The sequence below is a fragment of the Pararhizobium sp. LjRoot255 genome (assembly GCF_964252905.1).
Taxonomy (GTDB): Bacteria; Pseudomonadota; Alphaproteobacteria; order Rhizobiales; family Rhizobiaceae; genus Pararhizobium.
Genome location: NZ_CAXUPQ020000001.1, coordinates 468,262 through 482,823, shown reverse-complemented (window position 1 = coordinate 482,823; position 14,562 = coordinate 468,262). Strand labels below are relative to the sequence as shown.

General features: G+C 61.8%; 14 protein-coding genes. 7 read left to right on the top strand and 7 right to left on the bottom strand.

Annotation, left to right across the window (positions count from 1 at the left end):
- Window positions 1-16 precede the first annotated feature (16 nt).
- Window positions 17-802 (bottom strand): phosphoadenylyl-sulfate reductase, encoded by a 786-nt coding sequence (locus ACSQ2W_RS02480; RefSeq protein ID WP_436084820.1) that lies wholly within the window; start codon window positions 800-802, stop codon window positions 17-19.
- A gap of 309 nt (window positions 803-1,111) precedes the next feature.
- Between ACSQ2W_RS02480 and ACSQ2W_RS02475 the strand changes: the two genes are divergently transcribed.
- Together ACSQ2W_RS02475 and ACSQ2W_RS02470 are read left to right on the top strand one after the other, a co-directional pair.
- Window positions 1,112-1,498, top strand: a complete 387-nt coding sequence (locus ACSQ2W_RS02475) for a DUF6152 family protein (RefSeq protein WP_436084819.1) — start codon at window positions 1,112-1,114, stop codon at window positions 1,496-1,498.
- On the top strand, window positions 1,498-1,977 hold the full coding sequence (locus ACSQ2W_RS02470) for a DUF2214 domain-containing protein (protein WP_436084818.1): 480 nt from the start codon (window positions 1,498-1,500) through the stop codon (window positions 1,975-1,977). Before ACSQ2W_RS02475 ends, ACSQ2W_RS02470 begins: the two co-directional genes overlap by 1 nt.
- A gap of 133 nt (window positions 1,978-2,110) precedes the next feature.
- On the opposite strand, the gene betA is transcribed toward ACSQ2W_RS02470, so the two are convergent.
- The 4 genes from betA to betI (ACSQ2W_RS02450) form a co-directional block, all read right to left on the bottom strand.
- Window positions 2,111-3,763, bottom strand: coding sequence for a choline dehydrogenase (gene betA, locus ACSQ2W_RS02465; protein WP_436084817.1), 1,653 nt, complete (start codon window positions 3,761-3,763; stop codon window positions 2,111-2,113).
- Window positions 3,764-4,013: 250 nt separating this feature from the next.
- Window positions 4,014-5,477 (bottom strand): betaine-aldehyde dehydrogenase, encoded by a 1,464-nt coding sequence (betB, locus tag ACSQ2W_RS02460; RefSeq protein WP_436084816.1) that lies wholly within the window; start codon window positions 5,475-5,477, stop codon window positions 4,014-4,016.
- 1 nt (window position 5,478) lies between these two features.
- Window positions 5,479-7,017: a choline-sulfatase gene (betC, locus tag ACSQ2W_RS02455; protein ID WP_436084815.1), complete on the bottom strand. Its 1,539-nt coding sequence runs from the start codon at window positions 7,015-7,017 to the stop codon at window positions 5,479-5,481.
- On the bottom strand, window positions 7,014-7,616 hold the full coding sequence (gene betI, locus ACSQ2W_RS02450; RefSeq protein WP_436084814.1) for a transcriptional regulator BetI: 603 nt from the start codon (window positions 7,614-7,616) through the stop codon (window positions 7,014-7,016). Before betI (ACSQ2W_RS02450) ends, betC begins: the two co-directional genes overlap by 4 nt.
- Window positions 7,617-7,760: 144 nt before the next feature.
- Between betI (ACSQ2W_RS02450) and ACSQ2W_RS02445 the strand changes: the two genes are divergently transcribed.
- Window positions 7,761-8,309 carry an HdeD family acid-resistance protein gene (locus ACSQ2W_RS02445; RefSeq protein WP_436084813.1) on the top strand — a complete coding sequence of 183 codons (549 nt, stop codon included), beginning with the start codon at window positions 7,761-7,763 and terminating at the stop codon, window positions 8,307-8,309.
- Window positions 8,310-8,468: 159 nt separating this feature from the next.
- Window positions 8,469-10,271, top strand: coding sequence for a GGDEF domain-containing protein (locus tag ACSQ2W_RS02440; protein ID WP_436084812.1), 1,803 nt, complete (start codon window positions 8,469-8,471; stop codon window positions 10,269-10,271).
- A gap of 220 nt (window positions 10,272-10,491) precedes the next feature.
- Here ACSQ2W_RS02440 and ACSQ2W_RS02435 read toward each other — a convergent pair whose 3' ends face one another.
- Window positions 10,492-10,749, bottom strand: coding sequence for a DUF1344 domain-containing protein (locus ACSQ2W_RS02435; RefSeq protein WP_436084811.1), 258 nt, complete (start codon window positions 10,747-10,749; stop codon window positions 10,492-10,494).
- 224 nt (window positions 10,750-10,973) lie between these two features.
- Window positions 10,974-11,561 (bottom strand): choline-binding transcriptional repressor BetI, encoded by a 588-nt coding sequence (gene betI, locus ACSQ2W_RS02430; RefSeq protein WP_436084810.1) that lies wholly within the window; start codon window positions 11,559-11,561, stop codon window positions 10,974-10,976.
- 135 nt (window positions 11,562-11,696) lie between these two features.
- Here betI (ACSQ2W_RS02430) and choX point away from each other — a divergent pair, with 135 nt between their 5' ends.
- The 3 genes from choX to ACSQ2W_RS02415 all read left to right on the top strand — a co-directional run bounded on the left by choX (window position 11,697) and on the right by ACSQ2W_RS02415 (window position 14,493).
- Window positions 11,697-12,599, top strand: a complete 903-nt coding sequence (gene choX, locus ACSQ2W_RS02425; RefSeq protein WP_436087657.1) for a choline ABC transporter substrate-binding protein — start codon at window positions 11,697-11,699, stop codon at window positions 12,597-12,599.
- Window positions 12,596-13,426, top strand: a complete 831-nt coding sequence (locus tag ACSQ2W_RS02420; RefSeq protein ID WP_436084809.1) for an alpha/beta fold hydrolase — start codon at window positions 12,596-12,598, stop codon at window positions 13,424-13,426. The genes choX and ACSQ2W_RS02420 overlap by 4 nt, the downstream gene beginning before the upstream one ends.
- A gap of 68 nt (window positions 13,427-13,494) precedes the next feature.
- A complete protein-coding gene (locus ACSQ2W_RS02415) occupies window positions 13,495-14,493 on the top strand; it encodes an NAD(P)H-quinone oxidoreductase (RefSeq protein ID WP_436084808.1) in 999 nt (332 codons plus the stop codon).
- Window positions 14,494-14,562 lie beyond the last annotated feature (69 nt).

Below are 14,562 nucleotides of genomic sequence, written 5' to 3'. Positions count from 1 at the left end.
AGGCAAGCCGCGCGGGTTATCGCGCCTCATCGCCGGTAAGGGGGCTGCTTGCAAGAGGTGTCGGTTGCGGGATGGCAGAAGCGGCGGCCTCCGGCACGTGCAGGCCGCATTCGCGCTTCTCGTCGTTTTCCCACCACCAGCGGCCGGCCCGCTCAGACTCGCCCGGCTTGATGGCACGCGTGCAGGGCTCGCAGCCGATCGAGGGGTAGCCGCGGGCATGCAGCGGATTGACCGGGATGGCTTGGCTCTCCACATGGGCGCGGATCGTCTCGATATCCCAATCGGCCAGCGGGTTGATCTTGATCAGGCCACGGTCGAGGTCGGCTTCGGCAAACGGCGTATCGGCGCGATTGCCCGACTGGCCGCGACGCAGGCCGGTGATCCAGAAGGATGCCCCTTCGAGTGCGCGCGCAAGAGGCTTCACCTTGCGCGCGCCACAACAGGCGTGCCTGGCTTCGACGCTGTCGTAGAAGCCGTTCATGCCGTATTTTGCAGCGAAGGCGTCGATGTCGTCCTGCTCGGGGTAAAAGCGCTTGATCAGGATGCCGTAGGTTTCTTCAGTCTCGTCGATCAGCGCGACGGTCTCGTTGAAGAGGCGGCCGGTCTCGAGCGTCGAGACTTCGATGCCGAGCTTGTCCGAGCCGATCGCGGCGGTAATCACCTGATCCTCGATGCCAAGGCTGGTAGTGAAGACGACCTTGCCCTCGAGGCCGTCGACCAAAGCCAGCCGGCCGGCAAGATCGAGGCTTTCGAGTTGCTTGTTAAGCGCTGAGGCGCGATTTTCGAGTGACGCGGATGTCATGGGAGGAAATCCTGGTTTTGTTGTCCGGAATATCGCAGCCCTCTATGACAAAAGACAGAAAAACGGATTTCTAAACGCGGCGGATCAGAGCAAATATCTCTCCGAAGCGGAAAATTCTAAGAAAACCTAGTAATTTAATAGATTATTTCCGCTTTGCAGCCAACCGGGACGATGAAGCTTCACGCGTCTCGACCATACTTGTCGGCGACTTGGTGAGCCACTTCATTCAAGAATTGGTGATATCCTCTTTCCCTGTCCCTCGTAAGTGCCAGTTTCGTCTGAAATCTGTCGCAAGAAAGGAGACATGAGATGGATGGAACATTTCTCGCGCGCGTTATTGCGGGCGGCCTGATCGCGTTGACGTTTGCCGCCGGCGCCTATGCGCATCACGGCTGGTCCTGGGCGGAGGCCGACCAGATCGAGCTCAAAGGCACGATCCGCGAAATCTCGATGGCGCCGCCGCATCCGACGCTGCATGTTGCCACGGAAACGGACGGCGTCTGGCTAGTCGAACTGGGCAACCCCGGGCGGACCGAACAATCGGGCTTCGTCGAGGGGGTGGCCAAGATAGGCGACCCGATCGTCGCCCTCGGCAATCGCTCGCTCGATCCCAAGGAAAAGAGAATGAAAGCGGTGCGGATCACGGTGTCGGGCAAGGTCTACGACATCTATCCGGAGCGGATACGGACGAATTGATGAGCGGGCCGGACCTGCTGCAATGGCTGGCGGGGTGGCCGGGCGCGGTGTTCCTGCGCCGCTCCAGTGTCGCCTATCTGTTTGTGAATGCCGCGCATATCCTCGGCATCGGGCTGATCCTCGGTGCCATCCTGCCGCTTGATCTGCGCCTGATGGGCCTCGTGCGCTCGCCGCCCGTCGCAGCGGTCGGACCTTTCCTGTCGCGTGCGGCGGCCTGTGGCGTCGTGCTTGCCGTTCTTTCCGGGTTTTGGCTCTTTACCGTGCGCCCGGCCGCCTACATCGCCAATCAGGCCTTTCTCATCAAGATCGCGCTGCTTGCCGCCGCGATCGCCAATCTCGGCTTCCTGCATATGAGCGGTGCGTGGCATGCCGTCGCATCCGGCGCACCCGTAGGCGGTGTCGTCCGGCTCTGTGCCTTCCTGTCCTTTTCCCTCTGGCTCGGCGCGCTGCTCGCTGGCCGCTGGATCGGCTTTCTGTAACGTTGCGGTTTCGAGGCCCTCGATCGTTCATACTTTCTGGGGTACTTCCAATGACGATCACCATCACAGCAACCGACGTGAATGCCGACGGCACCGCGTCACCAGCGCGAGGATGATTGCTACCAAGCGGCTATCACCGGTCGCTTACCGCCCAGCGCGGATTGACCCACGGCTCCTGGTTCGAACGCGCCAGCATGCCCTTGCCGAGAATGTGGTCGGCCGCCTTCTCGCCGGTCATGATCGAGGGCGCGTTGAGGTTGCCATAGGTCACGTGCGGGAAGATCGAACTGTCGGCGATGCGCAGTCCGTCGACGCCGATGACGCGGGTTTCCGGGTCGACGACGGCCATCGGATCGTTGCGCGAGCCCATCTTGCAGGTGCCGCAGGGATGATAGGCGCTTTCCAGATGCTCGCGCAGGAACGCGTCGATCTGCTCGTCGCTCTGGACGGCATCACCCGGCTGGATCTCCGGCCCGCGATAGTGATCGAAAGCCTGCTGCCCGAAGATCTCGCGGGTGAGGCGGACGCAGTGGCGAAACTTCTCCCAGTCCTCCGGATGGCTCATATAGTTGAAGCGGATGACCGGGTCGGCCATCGGATCGGCGGAGCGCAGCGTGACGTTGCCGCGCGATTTCGACAGGTTGTAGCCGACATGCGCCTGGAAGCCGTGCGTGTTGGCGGCCGCCTTGCCGTCATAGCTGATGGCAACGGGCAGGAAGTGATACTGGATATCCGGCTGCTTGACGCCGGGCGCCGAGCGCAGGAAGGCACAGGCCTCGAACTGGTTGGAGATGCCGAGACCCTGTTTGAGGAACAGCCACTGCGCGCCTACAACGCCCTGCCAGAACCAGGGCAGCCAGGAGTAGAGCGAGACCGGCTTGGTCGAGACCTGCTGGAAATAGAACTCCATGTGGTCCTGCAGGTTGGCGCCGACGCCCGGCCGGTCGACCTTCACCTCGATGCCCAAGTCCTGCAGATGCTGGGCAGGACCGATGCCGGAGAGCATCAGGAGCTTCGGCGAGTTGAAGGAGGAGGCTGAGACGATCACTTCGCGGTTGGCCTTCACCAGTTCGATCCGGCCAGCCCGCTCGATCTCGACGCCGGTGGCGCGGCCGTTTTCGATGACGATCTTGCGGGCGAAGCAGCGGACGAGCTCAACGTTCGGCCGCTTCAGCGCCGGCTTCAGATAGGCGTTGGCAGCCGACCAGCGGCGCCCCTGCCAGACGGTCTGCTCCATATGGCCGAAGCCTTCCTGCTTGAAGCCGTTATAGTCGTCCGTCAGCTCGAAGCCAGCCTGCTTGCCGGCCTCGATGAAGGCGTGAAACAGCGGGTTCTTTACCGGCCCGCGCTTGACATGCAGCGGCCCGTCGGTGCCGCGCCAGCCTGCCTCGCCGCCCTGGGAGGTCTCCTGCCGCTTGAAATAGGGCAAGACGTCGGCATAGGCCCAGCCCTGCGCGCCAAGCTCTTCCCAGCGGTTGTAGTCTTCCGCATGGCCGCGCACATAGACGAGCCCGTTGATAGAGGACGAGCCACCGATCACCTTGCCGCGCGGCGCGGTGATGCGCCGGTTGTTGAGGTTCGGCTCGGGCTCGGAGAGATAGCCCCAATTGTAGCGCTTCATGCTCATCGGCCAGGCGAGGGCCGCCGGCATCTGGATGAACGGCCCGAAATCCGAGCCGCCATATTCCAGCACCATGACAGTGTTCCTTCCGTCCTCGGAGAGGCGGTAGGCGAGGGCCGAGCCGGCGGAGCCGGAGCCGATGATGATGTAGTCTGCCTGTTGCATGGCGTGTTCCCAGTTCAAAAAGATTGCCCCTTACCCTAGCCCTCTCCCCGCAAGCGGGGAGAGGGGACGACCGAGGTTGCGGCATGTCCCTTCTCTCCGTTTACGGGGAGAAGGTAGCCGACAGGCCGGATGAGGGGCCTTGTTCACCCTCCCGGTCGGACCGCAGGTCCGGGGTGGGGTGATGCTCTGAGCAGTGGATCACCCCCACCCGCAGCTTCGCTGCGACTTCCACTCAAGGGAGAGGTAAAGCTCAATACGGCGCCTCGACCTTGCCCATCGCCACATAGACGCTCTTCAGCTCGGTGTAGTGATCGAGCGCCGCAAGCGAATTCTCCCGCCCGAAGCCGGATTGCTTCGAGCCGCCGAACGGCACCTCGACCGGTGCCAGATTGTAGGTATTGATCCACAGCGTGCCGGCTTCCAGCTGATCGACGACGCGGTGCGCGCGGGTGAGGTCGCTCGTAAACACGCCGGCCGAAAGGCCGAACTCGGTGCCGTTGGCGCGGGCGATCACCTCGTCCTCATTGTCGAAATCGAGCACGCACATGACCGGCCCGAAGATTTCCTCACGGCAAATGGTCATCTCGTCGGTGACGTCGGCAAACACCGTCGGCTGGATGTAGGTGCCTTCGGCGGACACATTGTTGGGAATACCGCCGCCGGTCAGAAGCGTCGCACCCTCCGCCTTGCCCTTCTCGACATAGGAGAACACCTTGTCGAGCTGGGCGCGCGACACCATCGGACCGAGCTGTGTTGCCTCGTCCATCGGGTCGCCGATGACGATCTTCTCGGTGCGTTCCTTGAGGCGCGACAGGAACTTGTCCTTGATGCCCTTCTGCACGAAGACGCGGGTGCCGTTGGAGCAGACCTGGCCGGTCGAGTAAAAGTTGCCGAGCATCGCCCCGCCGATCGCGCTTTCGAGATCGGCGTCGTCGAAGACGATCAGCGGCGACTTGCCGCCGAGTTCCATGGTGACGTGCTTCAATTGTGCGGCCGCAGCACCCGCCACCTTGCGGCCCGTCTCGACCGAGCCCGTCAGCGACACCTTGGCAACATCTTTGTGGTTGACGAGCAGCGGCCCCGTCGTCCGGTCGCCCTGTATGACGTTGTAAAGACCCTTCGGCAGGCCGGCCTCAAACAGGATCTCGGCGATCTTCAACGCGCCGAGCGGGGTATTTTCTGACGGCTTGAACACCATGGCGTTGCCTGCAACGAGCGCCGGCGCACCTTTCCAGCAGGCGATCTGCTGCGGATAGTTCCAGGCGCCGATGCCGACGCAGACGCCAAGCGGCACGCGCTTGGTGAAGGCAAAATCGCCCCCAAGCGGAATATAGTCGCCGTTCAGCGCCGCCGCCGCGACGCCACCGAAGAATTCGAAGGCGTCGGCGCCGGAGGTCGGATCGGCGACGATGGTTTCCTGGATCGGCTTGCCGGTATCGAGCGTCTCGAGTTCCGAAAGCTCGCGGTTGCGCTCGCGCATGATTTCGCTAGCGCGCTTGAGGATGCGGCCGCGCGCTGTCGGGCTCATTGCCGCCCATTCGCCCTGGGCGCGCTTGGCCGCAGCAATCGCCTTTTCGACGATGGCGGGCGTGGCGGCATGCAGCCGGGCGATGACTTCGCCGGTTGCCGGATAGATGCTGTCGAATGGCGTGCCCGCGGTGTCCTCGACATATTCGCCGTCGATGAAGTGGGAGGCTGGCGGTTGGGCTTTCATCTTATTCCCCTCGCGGAAAGCGTTTGGATTCTTCGAGATTATCGAGATTCATGTGGTTGCGCATGTAGCGTTCGGACGCCTTCTGCAGCGGCTGGTGGTCCCATGGATAGTAAGCACCGTTGCGCAAAGCCTCATAGACCACCCAGCGCCGCGCCTGGCTTTCGCGGACGGCCGCATCGAAGGCGTCCATGTCCCAGCGCGCCTCGCGCATTTGCCGGAAGGCGTCGAGCGTCGTCTTGACCACCGGATCGGTGGGATCCCTGGCGAGATTGGTGAGTTCCAGCGGATCGGCATCGAGATCGAAAAGCTGGTCCGGATCGAGCGCGCAATGGACATATTTCCACTTGCCCTCGCGAATTGAGACGAGCGGCGCATAGGAGCCTTCCGCGGCATATTCCATCAGGACCGGCGCGGTGCGCTCGGCGCCGTTGATAACAGGCACGAGGCTCTCGCCGTCCGTCCAGGGCATGATCTCGTCCATCGAAATGCCGGCGAGATCGCAGAGCGTCGGGGTGACATCGAGATTGGAGACCGGCGCCAGATGCAGCCCGGGGGTAATGCCGGGGCCGGCGACCATCAAGGGCACGCGAGCCGAGCCTTCGAAGAAATTCATCTTGAACCACAAGCCGCGTTCGCCGAGCATGTCGCCGTGGTCCGAGCAGAACAGGATCAGCGCGTCGTCCAGCATCCGCGTCCGGATCAGCGTGTCGACCAGTTCGCCGACCTTCTCGTCGAGATAGGATATATTGGCGAAATAGGCCTGGCGCGAAAGGCGGATGTTTTCCTCCGTCAGGGCGAAGCTCTCGTAGTCGCAGGCGAGCATCAGGCGCTGCGAATGCGGATCCTGTTCGGCAAAGGAAATCGCGCCAAGCTCGGGCGTGAGGTACTCGCAGCCCTCGTAGAGATCCCAGAATTTGCGGCGCGCCACATAGGGGTCGTGCGGATGGGTGAACGAAACGGTCACCGCCCAGGGGCGCCGGTTCGCATCGTCCTGTTCGCGCGAAAGCTGATAGAGCTTCTGGTTGGCGAGGAAGGCGACCTCGTCGTCATACTCCATCTGGTTGGTGATTTCGGCCACGCCGGCGCCGGTGACGGAGCCGAGATTGTGGTACCACCAGTCGATCCGCTCGCCCGGCTTGCGGTAGTCCGGCGTCCAGCCGAAATCGGCCGGGTAAATGTCGGTCGTCAGCCGTTCCTCGAAGCCGTGCAACTGGTCCGGGCCGACAAAATGCATCTTGCCGGACAGTGCCGTGTAATAGCCGGCGCGGCGCAGATGATGCGCATAGGTCGGGATCGAGGAGACGTATTCGGCCGCATTGTCATAGACCTGCGTGCGGCTCGGCAATTGCCCGGCCATGAACGAGGCGCGGGCAGGGGCGCAGAGCGGCGAGGAGGTGTAGTTGTTGCGGAAGCGTGCCGAGCGTTTGGCGAGCGCCTTCATGTGCGGCGCGTGCAGAAATTCCGCCGGACCGTCCGGAAAGAACTTTCCGTTCAGCTGGTCGACCATGATGATCAGGATATTCGGCCGGCCCTTGGTCATGCGGCATGTCCTTGTGCGGAAAGAGCGGTCAGATTGAGCGTGATGTAGTCGTCGGTCAGCGCGATGGAGGCTTCCGCCGTCACCGGGGAGGAACCGAGCGCGCGGCGAATATAGAGCCCGTCGATCATCGCAGCGGTGCCCTCGGCGACGCGCACGGCATCATCCGCGTCACACAGCGCCTTCAGGTTGGCGACGAGATTGGAACGCAGCCGGCGGGCATAGATGACGAGGAAACGCCGGGTTTCATCCGAGCACTGGGCTTCGGAATAAAAGGCGAGCCAGGCGGCGATCGTTTCCGGCGCGAACTGGTCGGCCTGGAAGGAAACGCGCACGATGGCCGAAAGCCGCTCGCGAGCGGTTCTGGCTGCCGTGAGCGCCGTCACCGCATCGTCGCGCAACTGCCTTAAGAGCGAGCGGATGGTTTCGATCAGCAGCTGCTCCTTGCTGCCGAAATAGTGATGCGCAAGTGCTGCCGAAACCCCGGCGTTGCGGGCAATGTCGGACATCGTCACCGACAGCGTGCCCTGATCGCCGATCACGCGAAGTGCGGCGTCCACCAGCGCCTTGCGGCGCACCGGTTCCATCCCGATTTTCGGCATTTTCGATCCCTCTAATGAAGGTAGTGTATTTTTGATTGATCCATCAATCAATAAAAATATTCCAAATCTTTCCCTTTGATTTCATCGTAGAATGAAGCTCTATTTACGCTCGAAAGATCACCATAGGGAATTGGAGGCTGCGTCATGACCCAGGCATTCGATCCCGCCGGAAACCAGGCTGCCAGCGAGAAATGGGGATGGTTCGTGGCGCTCGGCGTGCTGATGATCATGGGCGGCGGGATCGCCTTCGGCAATGTGCTCGCGGCCACCGTCGCCTCCGTCTACACCGTCGGCATCGTCATGCTGGCAGGCGGCCTGCTGCATCTTGCCCATGCCTCCCGCGTCAGGGGATGGGAGCGGGTGGCATATTGGAGCCTGAGCGGCGCATGCTACACCGCAGCCGGCATTTTCGCCTTTCTCAATCCGCTCCTGGCGTCCGCTATCCTGACCTTGCTGATGGCGGTCGCGCTGATGGTCGCCGGTGCCTTCCGCATCTGGTCCGCCTTCAACCTGCGGCCTCTCAAAGGCTGGGGCTGGATTGCCCTTGGCGGCGTGGTCACGGCACTTGCTGGCCTCGTCATCGCCGCCGGCTGGCCGCTCGACAGCCTGTGGATCCTCGGCCTGTTCCTCGCCATCGACCTGGTGATGCAGGGCCTCGCGCTGATCGCCTTCGGCGTTCTTGCGAGGGGCTGACGGTGATTTTTTGGCTGCTTGGAAAAAGTGGTTGTGCCCTGCGGCTAACTCGCCCCCAGTCATTGAACTTTCACAAATCTGTCATGCTGGGGAAACGGAAAATTTAAGCCCCGGAAGCGATCTTTCGTGCAATCTCATGTCCGTTTCCGGAGTTTACGCATGTCCGCCGCTGCCGAAATGCTCTCCCTGCGCCGCTTTGGCGATGACCAGATCGTCACGCTCGCCAAGCTGGTGATCGAGAATGCCTTCCAGCCGATCGTCGAGATCGCGACGGGTGCTGTTTTCGGCTATGAGACGCTGATGCGCGGCTTCGAGCGGCTCGGCTTCCAGTCGCCGCTCGAACTTCTCGACAAGGCCGAGGAGGCGGGGCAACTGATGGCGCTGGAGCATATGGTCAATAGCCGCGCCTTTGCCGCTTTTGCCAGCCTGCCGGATTTCGCCTCACGCACTCTGTTCGTCAATTTCGACAGCCGCCTGATCGGGTTGGAAGGCGGTGTCGTCGAGCGGCTCTGCAATCACCTGAAGCGCTCGAACATTCCGCCGTCGTCGATCTGCTTTGAACTCTCCGAGCGGTTCGACAGCGGCAAGATGCCGGACTTTTCCGGCCTCGTGAAGCGGTTGCGGCTCGCCGGTTTCAAGCTGGCGATCGACGATTTCGGCGTCGGGTTCAACGGGCTGAAGCTGCTCTGCGACCAGCCTGTGGATTATGTGAAGATCGACCGGCATTTCATCTCCGGCATCGAAGCCAGCCCGCGCAAGCGCCATCTCGTGCGCCACACGGTCAACACCGCCCATGTGCTCGGCACCCGCGTCATTGCCGAGGGCGTCGAGACGGAGGCCGAATTTGCCACCTGTCGCGACCTCGGCTGCGACCTTGTCCAGGGTTATTTCGTCGCCCGTCCGACGGTGCATTTCGCCGACCTGCAGCCCGCCTATCCGCATCTGGAGCAGACCGCCGGCGCCCGGCGCCAGTCGGCCTCGCTCGACAGCATCCTGATCCGCAAGCAGATCGAGCAGGTTCCGGCGGTCAGGGAAAACGACGACCTGGATTCAGTGTTCGAACTGTTCCGCCGCTCGCCGCAGCGCAGCTTCTTTCCGGTGCTCAACGCCAATGGCGAGCCGCGCGGCGTGCTGCACGAATATCACGTCAAGGAGATGATCTATCATCCCTTCGGCCGCGATCTCCTGAAGAACCACATGTACCAGCGGCACATCTCGCATTTCGTCAGCCCGGCGCCGATCGCCGACCTCGAGACGCCGGCCGACGAGATGCTGAAGATCTTTGCCGGCATGGATGGCAGCGACTGCGTCATCCTGACGGAGAACATGCGTTATGCCGGCATCCTGTCGGCTTCCTCGTTGCTGAAGATCATCAGCGAAAAGCAATTGAAGAGTGCCCAGGAGCAGAACCCGCTGACCGGCCTGCCCGGCAACCGCGCTATCCGCGACTACGTGCAGGACGCCGCGCTCGACGGCGATGAGGCCCGCTATTTCTGCTATTGCGATTTTGACAGCTTCAAACCCTTCAACGACCATTACGGTTTCCAGAAAGGTGACCTGGCCATCTCGCTGTTTGCAGCCCTGATGCGCCGGCATTTCATCGGCGAGGAAAAGTTTCTCGGCCATGTCGGCGGCGACGATTTTTTCATCGGCGTCAGCGGCTGGACGCAGGAGGAGGTCGCTGCTGTGCTGACGCGGGTTCTCTCCGAATTCTGCAGCGATGTCCGCCAGCTCTATTCCCGGGAGCATCAGGCGGCGGGCTGCATGACCGGCCATGGCCGCAGCGGCGAAGCGACGCGCTTCCCGCTGATGCGCTGTTCGATCGCGGTGCTGATCCTGCCGGAAGGCTTCGTCTTTTCCGATGCCCAGGCCGTCAGCGCCCGTATCGCCGAAATCAAGAGCCGGGCAAAGGAAAGCGAAACAGGCCTGGTCTTCGACACGTTTGGCCGGGTGCCACGGTAATCGGCCGTAGCGGTCGACTGAAAAGAAAACGGGCTGGAACCCCTCATGGATTCCAGCCCTTTGCATGAGCCCAAAGCGTCTGCTGCATAATTCCTAGGATCGTATTCGATCTGAGATGAAATCATGCAGCAATTCAAAGTGCTACGGCGACCCTTGCGCGCCTTCTAAGACGCGCGGCGCTGTGGTCGCGATCAGGAAGGCTCATGCGACGATCCGCGCGTCACTGCGCCGGCGTGACGGCCGTTGCCTGGTGTTTCTTGCCGATCATCTCATAGGCAACCGTGACCTTTTCGCCGACCTTGAGGCCCGGATCCTTGAAGCCGGCAGGCAGCCTGTAGCTGGTGCCGTTCTTCAGCGTCAGCGTCATCGCCTTGGCGTCGAGGGCGCGGATCGTGCCGGTTGTGGTGTTGGCCGCGAAAGCGGCTGACGAGAGGGAGATTGCGGAGATGATGGTCAATGAGGTCAGAAGAGCACGCATGGGTGTCGTCCTTGTTTGGTCCCGACATGGTGGACCGCCTGTCGCGAAACCGTCCGGAGCCGTCGTGTCGCGGCTGGGAAAACCGCCGGCGTCTCCCGGTTTCGAGGATGAAGCTAGACCCGGTTTCTGCGCCGTTCAAATTAAAGAAACTTAATTTTTGCAAGGCCTTGGATGGCGTAATTTTGCCATGATGCAGCGCAGCATCTGCCGCGTCGATATCGTGTTCAATCGCCGGTGCGCGGAATACGGTGGGTCAGATAATCCTTCATTTGTGCAAGTGCCATCTCCCGCGTCAGGCCTTCCGATTGCAGGCCCAGCCGCAACCAAAGTCCGTCGATCAGCGCCGAAATTGCAAGCGCCACCGCATTGCACTCGTTTCTCGGCAGGAGATGGACGAGGGCCGACATCAGGTTTGAGCGCATGCGCGCATGGATAACCTTTTGTATCCGGGCGAGTTGCGGTTCGCGCGGCACCTCGGCGCAGAGCGACAACCACGCATGGCAGATAGAGGGGCGAAAGAAGCGCTCCTCGAAATTGCCCTCTATGATCGCCTCCAGGCGTTCATGCGGCGTCCTTGCCCGGTTGAGGCGCGCGTTGACCGCATCTCTGAGCGACGCATTTGCCTCGCGCATCGCCTGTTCGAACAGGTCCTGCTTGTTGCGGAAGTAGTGCAGCACGATGCCCTTGGAGGCGCCGGCATGGGTCGCCACTTTCTCCAGTGTCGCCCCGGCCATGCCCTCCTGCTGCAGTACCTCGAAGGCTGCCTGCCGCAACTCCTTGCGTCTGATCTCGCTGATCTTCGTCAATTTCATTTCGGGGTCTCCTTCGATTCCCACATTGACAAATTTACCGAAAAGATCAAATATTGACCAATGGGTCAATTACATGACCAAATGGTCAAAAGGAGTCGCGATGTGCCGCAACATCTGAAAACAGGTCTTACATTCATGCTCCTGGCCGCGGCCACGCCGGTGCTGGCCGCCGATCCCGAAAGCTGCAAGGTCGTGCGCATGGCAGAGCCCGGTTGGAATGATCTCGCCTTCACGACCGGCGTCGGCATGACGCTCCTGAAGGCTCTGGGATACGAGCCGCAAAGCACGCTGCTCGGCATCGACGTGATTTACCTCAGCCTGAAGAACAAGGATCTCGACGTATTCCTCGGTTATTGGGACCCGGCGATGATCGCCTATTACAAACCATACAAGGAGGACGGTTCGGTCGAGGATGTCCGGACCAACCTCACCGGCGCGAAATACACCTTCGCCGTTCCGGCCTATGTCTGGGATGCGGGCGTCAAGGATTTCGTCGACCTGCAGAAGTTTCCCGATCAGTTCGAAAAGAAGCTCTATGGCATCGAACCGGGTTCGAACCAGCTGATGCTGGATGCCATCAAGGATCCGGCCTTGGGTCTTTCCGATTGGGAAGTGGTGGAATCGAGCGAGCAGGGCATGCTCGCCGAGGTCAACCGCCACATCAAGGACAAGGCCTTCATCGTCTTTCAGGGCTGGGCGCCGCATCCGATGAACACCGTGATCGACATGAAATATCTGACCGGCGGCGACAAATTCTACGGCCCGGATTTCGGCGCAGCGACTGTCTCGACGCAGGTGCGTAAGGGCTACCTGCAGGAATGCCCCAATGTGGCAAAGCTGCTCGAGAACCTTTCTTTCGACATAGCGTTCGAAAACAGGGGCATGGGTTATCTGATGACTGACGGTCTGCCGCCGGAAGAGGCCGGGCTGAAGGCAATTGCCGGCGAAGCCGCGCGGCTTGACGCCTGGCTCGACGGCGTCACGACCTTTGACGGTCAGCCGGCTCTCGCCGCCGTCAGGGCGAAGCTTCTTCCGTGACGGCCGTCGATCTGGAAGGCTGGGCTGGACGCAAGCACGTCATGCATTTGCCCGATGGCCGGCGGCTGGCCTACGTCGACAGCGGCGGTCCGGGACCGGCGCTGCTGCTGCTCCACGGCTATACGGATTCGAGCCGCAGCTTTTCCCTGATGATCCCCCGGCTCGGCGGATATCGGCTGGTCATTCCGGATATGCCGGGGCATGGCGGTTCAGCACCGGGCGAAGGGTTGCGTGTCTCAGATTTTGCCACGGATATCCGTGCCTTGGTGCAGGCGCTTGGGTTTGAGCGTTTTGCCATCGTCGGCCATTCGATGGGGGCGATGATCGGGATTGATCTTGCCGCGCGGTTTCAAAATGAGCTGACAAGCCTGGTGACGATTTCCGGCACGCTGCGGCCGCAATTTCCGCCTGACAGCAGCATATCGCGCGAGATCGAAACGCTGACCGATCCGATCGATCCGGCCGATTCCTTCTTTGACGATTGGCATGCCTGCCGGCGAGCAGTCGATGCCGTATTTCTGACGCGGATGCGCTCCGAGGCGGCGGCGATTCCGGCTTCCATATGGCACGGTATTTTGCGTGGGTTTGCGGACACCGACCTCACCCACATGGCGCGGCAGGTAGCATGTCCGGCACTCTGCATCGGCGGTAGCGATGATGCGCTGTTCGATGCCGGCCACAGGCGGGCGCTGGCGGATGCTTTCAAAAACGCTGAAAGCATTGTTCTCGAAGGTCACGGTCATAACCCGCATTGGGAAGAACCGGCAAAGGTCGCGGCCCTAATCGTCGCCTTTCTGCGGCGCGAGACGCGATCACAGGACGCTTAGGATGCCGCTTTGCCGTTCTGCGTTCCCGCGCTAGATAAATCGCCGTGAAGAATGCGAGGAGAACGCCCGTGACCCTTCCGACTGAAATGACCTATGTCGATCTTCCGTCTCCCGGCGGGCCGGAAAAGATGGTGCTGGCACGAGGCCCGCTGCCTGGGATAAAGCCCGGCGATATCCTGATCTGGGTCGAGGCTGCCGGTGTCAATCGCCCGGACGTGCTGCAGCGGCAGGGCCACTATCCGCCGCCGCCGGGCGCAAGCCCGATCCTCGGGCTCGAGGTTGCCGGTGAAGTGGTGGCCCTGGGCGAGGGCGCCGAGGGTTTTGCGATCGGAGACAAGGTCTGTGGTCTCGCCAATGGCGGCGGTTATGCCGAATTCTGCGCCTTGCCGGCGACACAGGCCTTGCCTTGGCCGAGGGGCTATGACGCGGCCCGCGCTGCGGCCTTGCCGGAAACCTTCTTCACCGTCTGGGCCAACGTCTTCCAGATGGCCGATCTGATGGAGGGCGAGAAGATCCTCGTCCATGGCGGCTCGAGTGGCATCGGCACCACCGCCATCCAGCTTGCCCGCGCCTTCGGCGCCGAGGTTTTTGTTACCGCCGGAGCCAAGGACAAGTGCGACGCCTGCGTGTCACTGGGTGCGAGGAGAGCGATCAACTACCGCGAAGAGGATTTCAAGGCGGTCATCCTGGAGGAAACCGGAGGCTACGGCGTCGATGTCATTCTGGACATGGTCGGCGCGCCCTATTTTGATCGCAACATCGCTTCGCTCGCCAAGGACGGCCGCCTGTCGATCATTGCCTTCCTCGGCGGCGCCACAGTGGAAAAGGCCAATATCGCGCCGATCCTCGCCAAGCGCCTGCATGTCATGGGCTCGGCCATGCGGCCGCGCACGGCGGTCGAGAAGGAGGCGATCCGCGACGATCTCCTGGACAATGTCTGGCCGCTCCTGGACGCGGGCGACGTTCACCCGGTCATGCACGCCGTGGTGCCGTTCTCGAATGTTGCCGAGGCGCATCGCCTGATGGAAGCCGGCGATCACATCGGCAAGATCGTCATGGCATTCTAAAGTCTAAGGCCGTCATCCTTGCAATCGCCAGGAATCGGATTTACCTTCAGCCTATCTTCAACGTAAAGA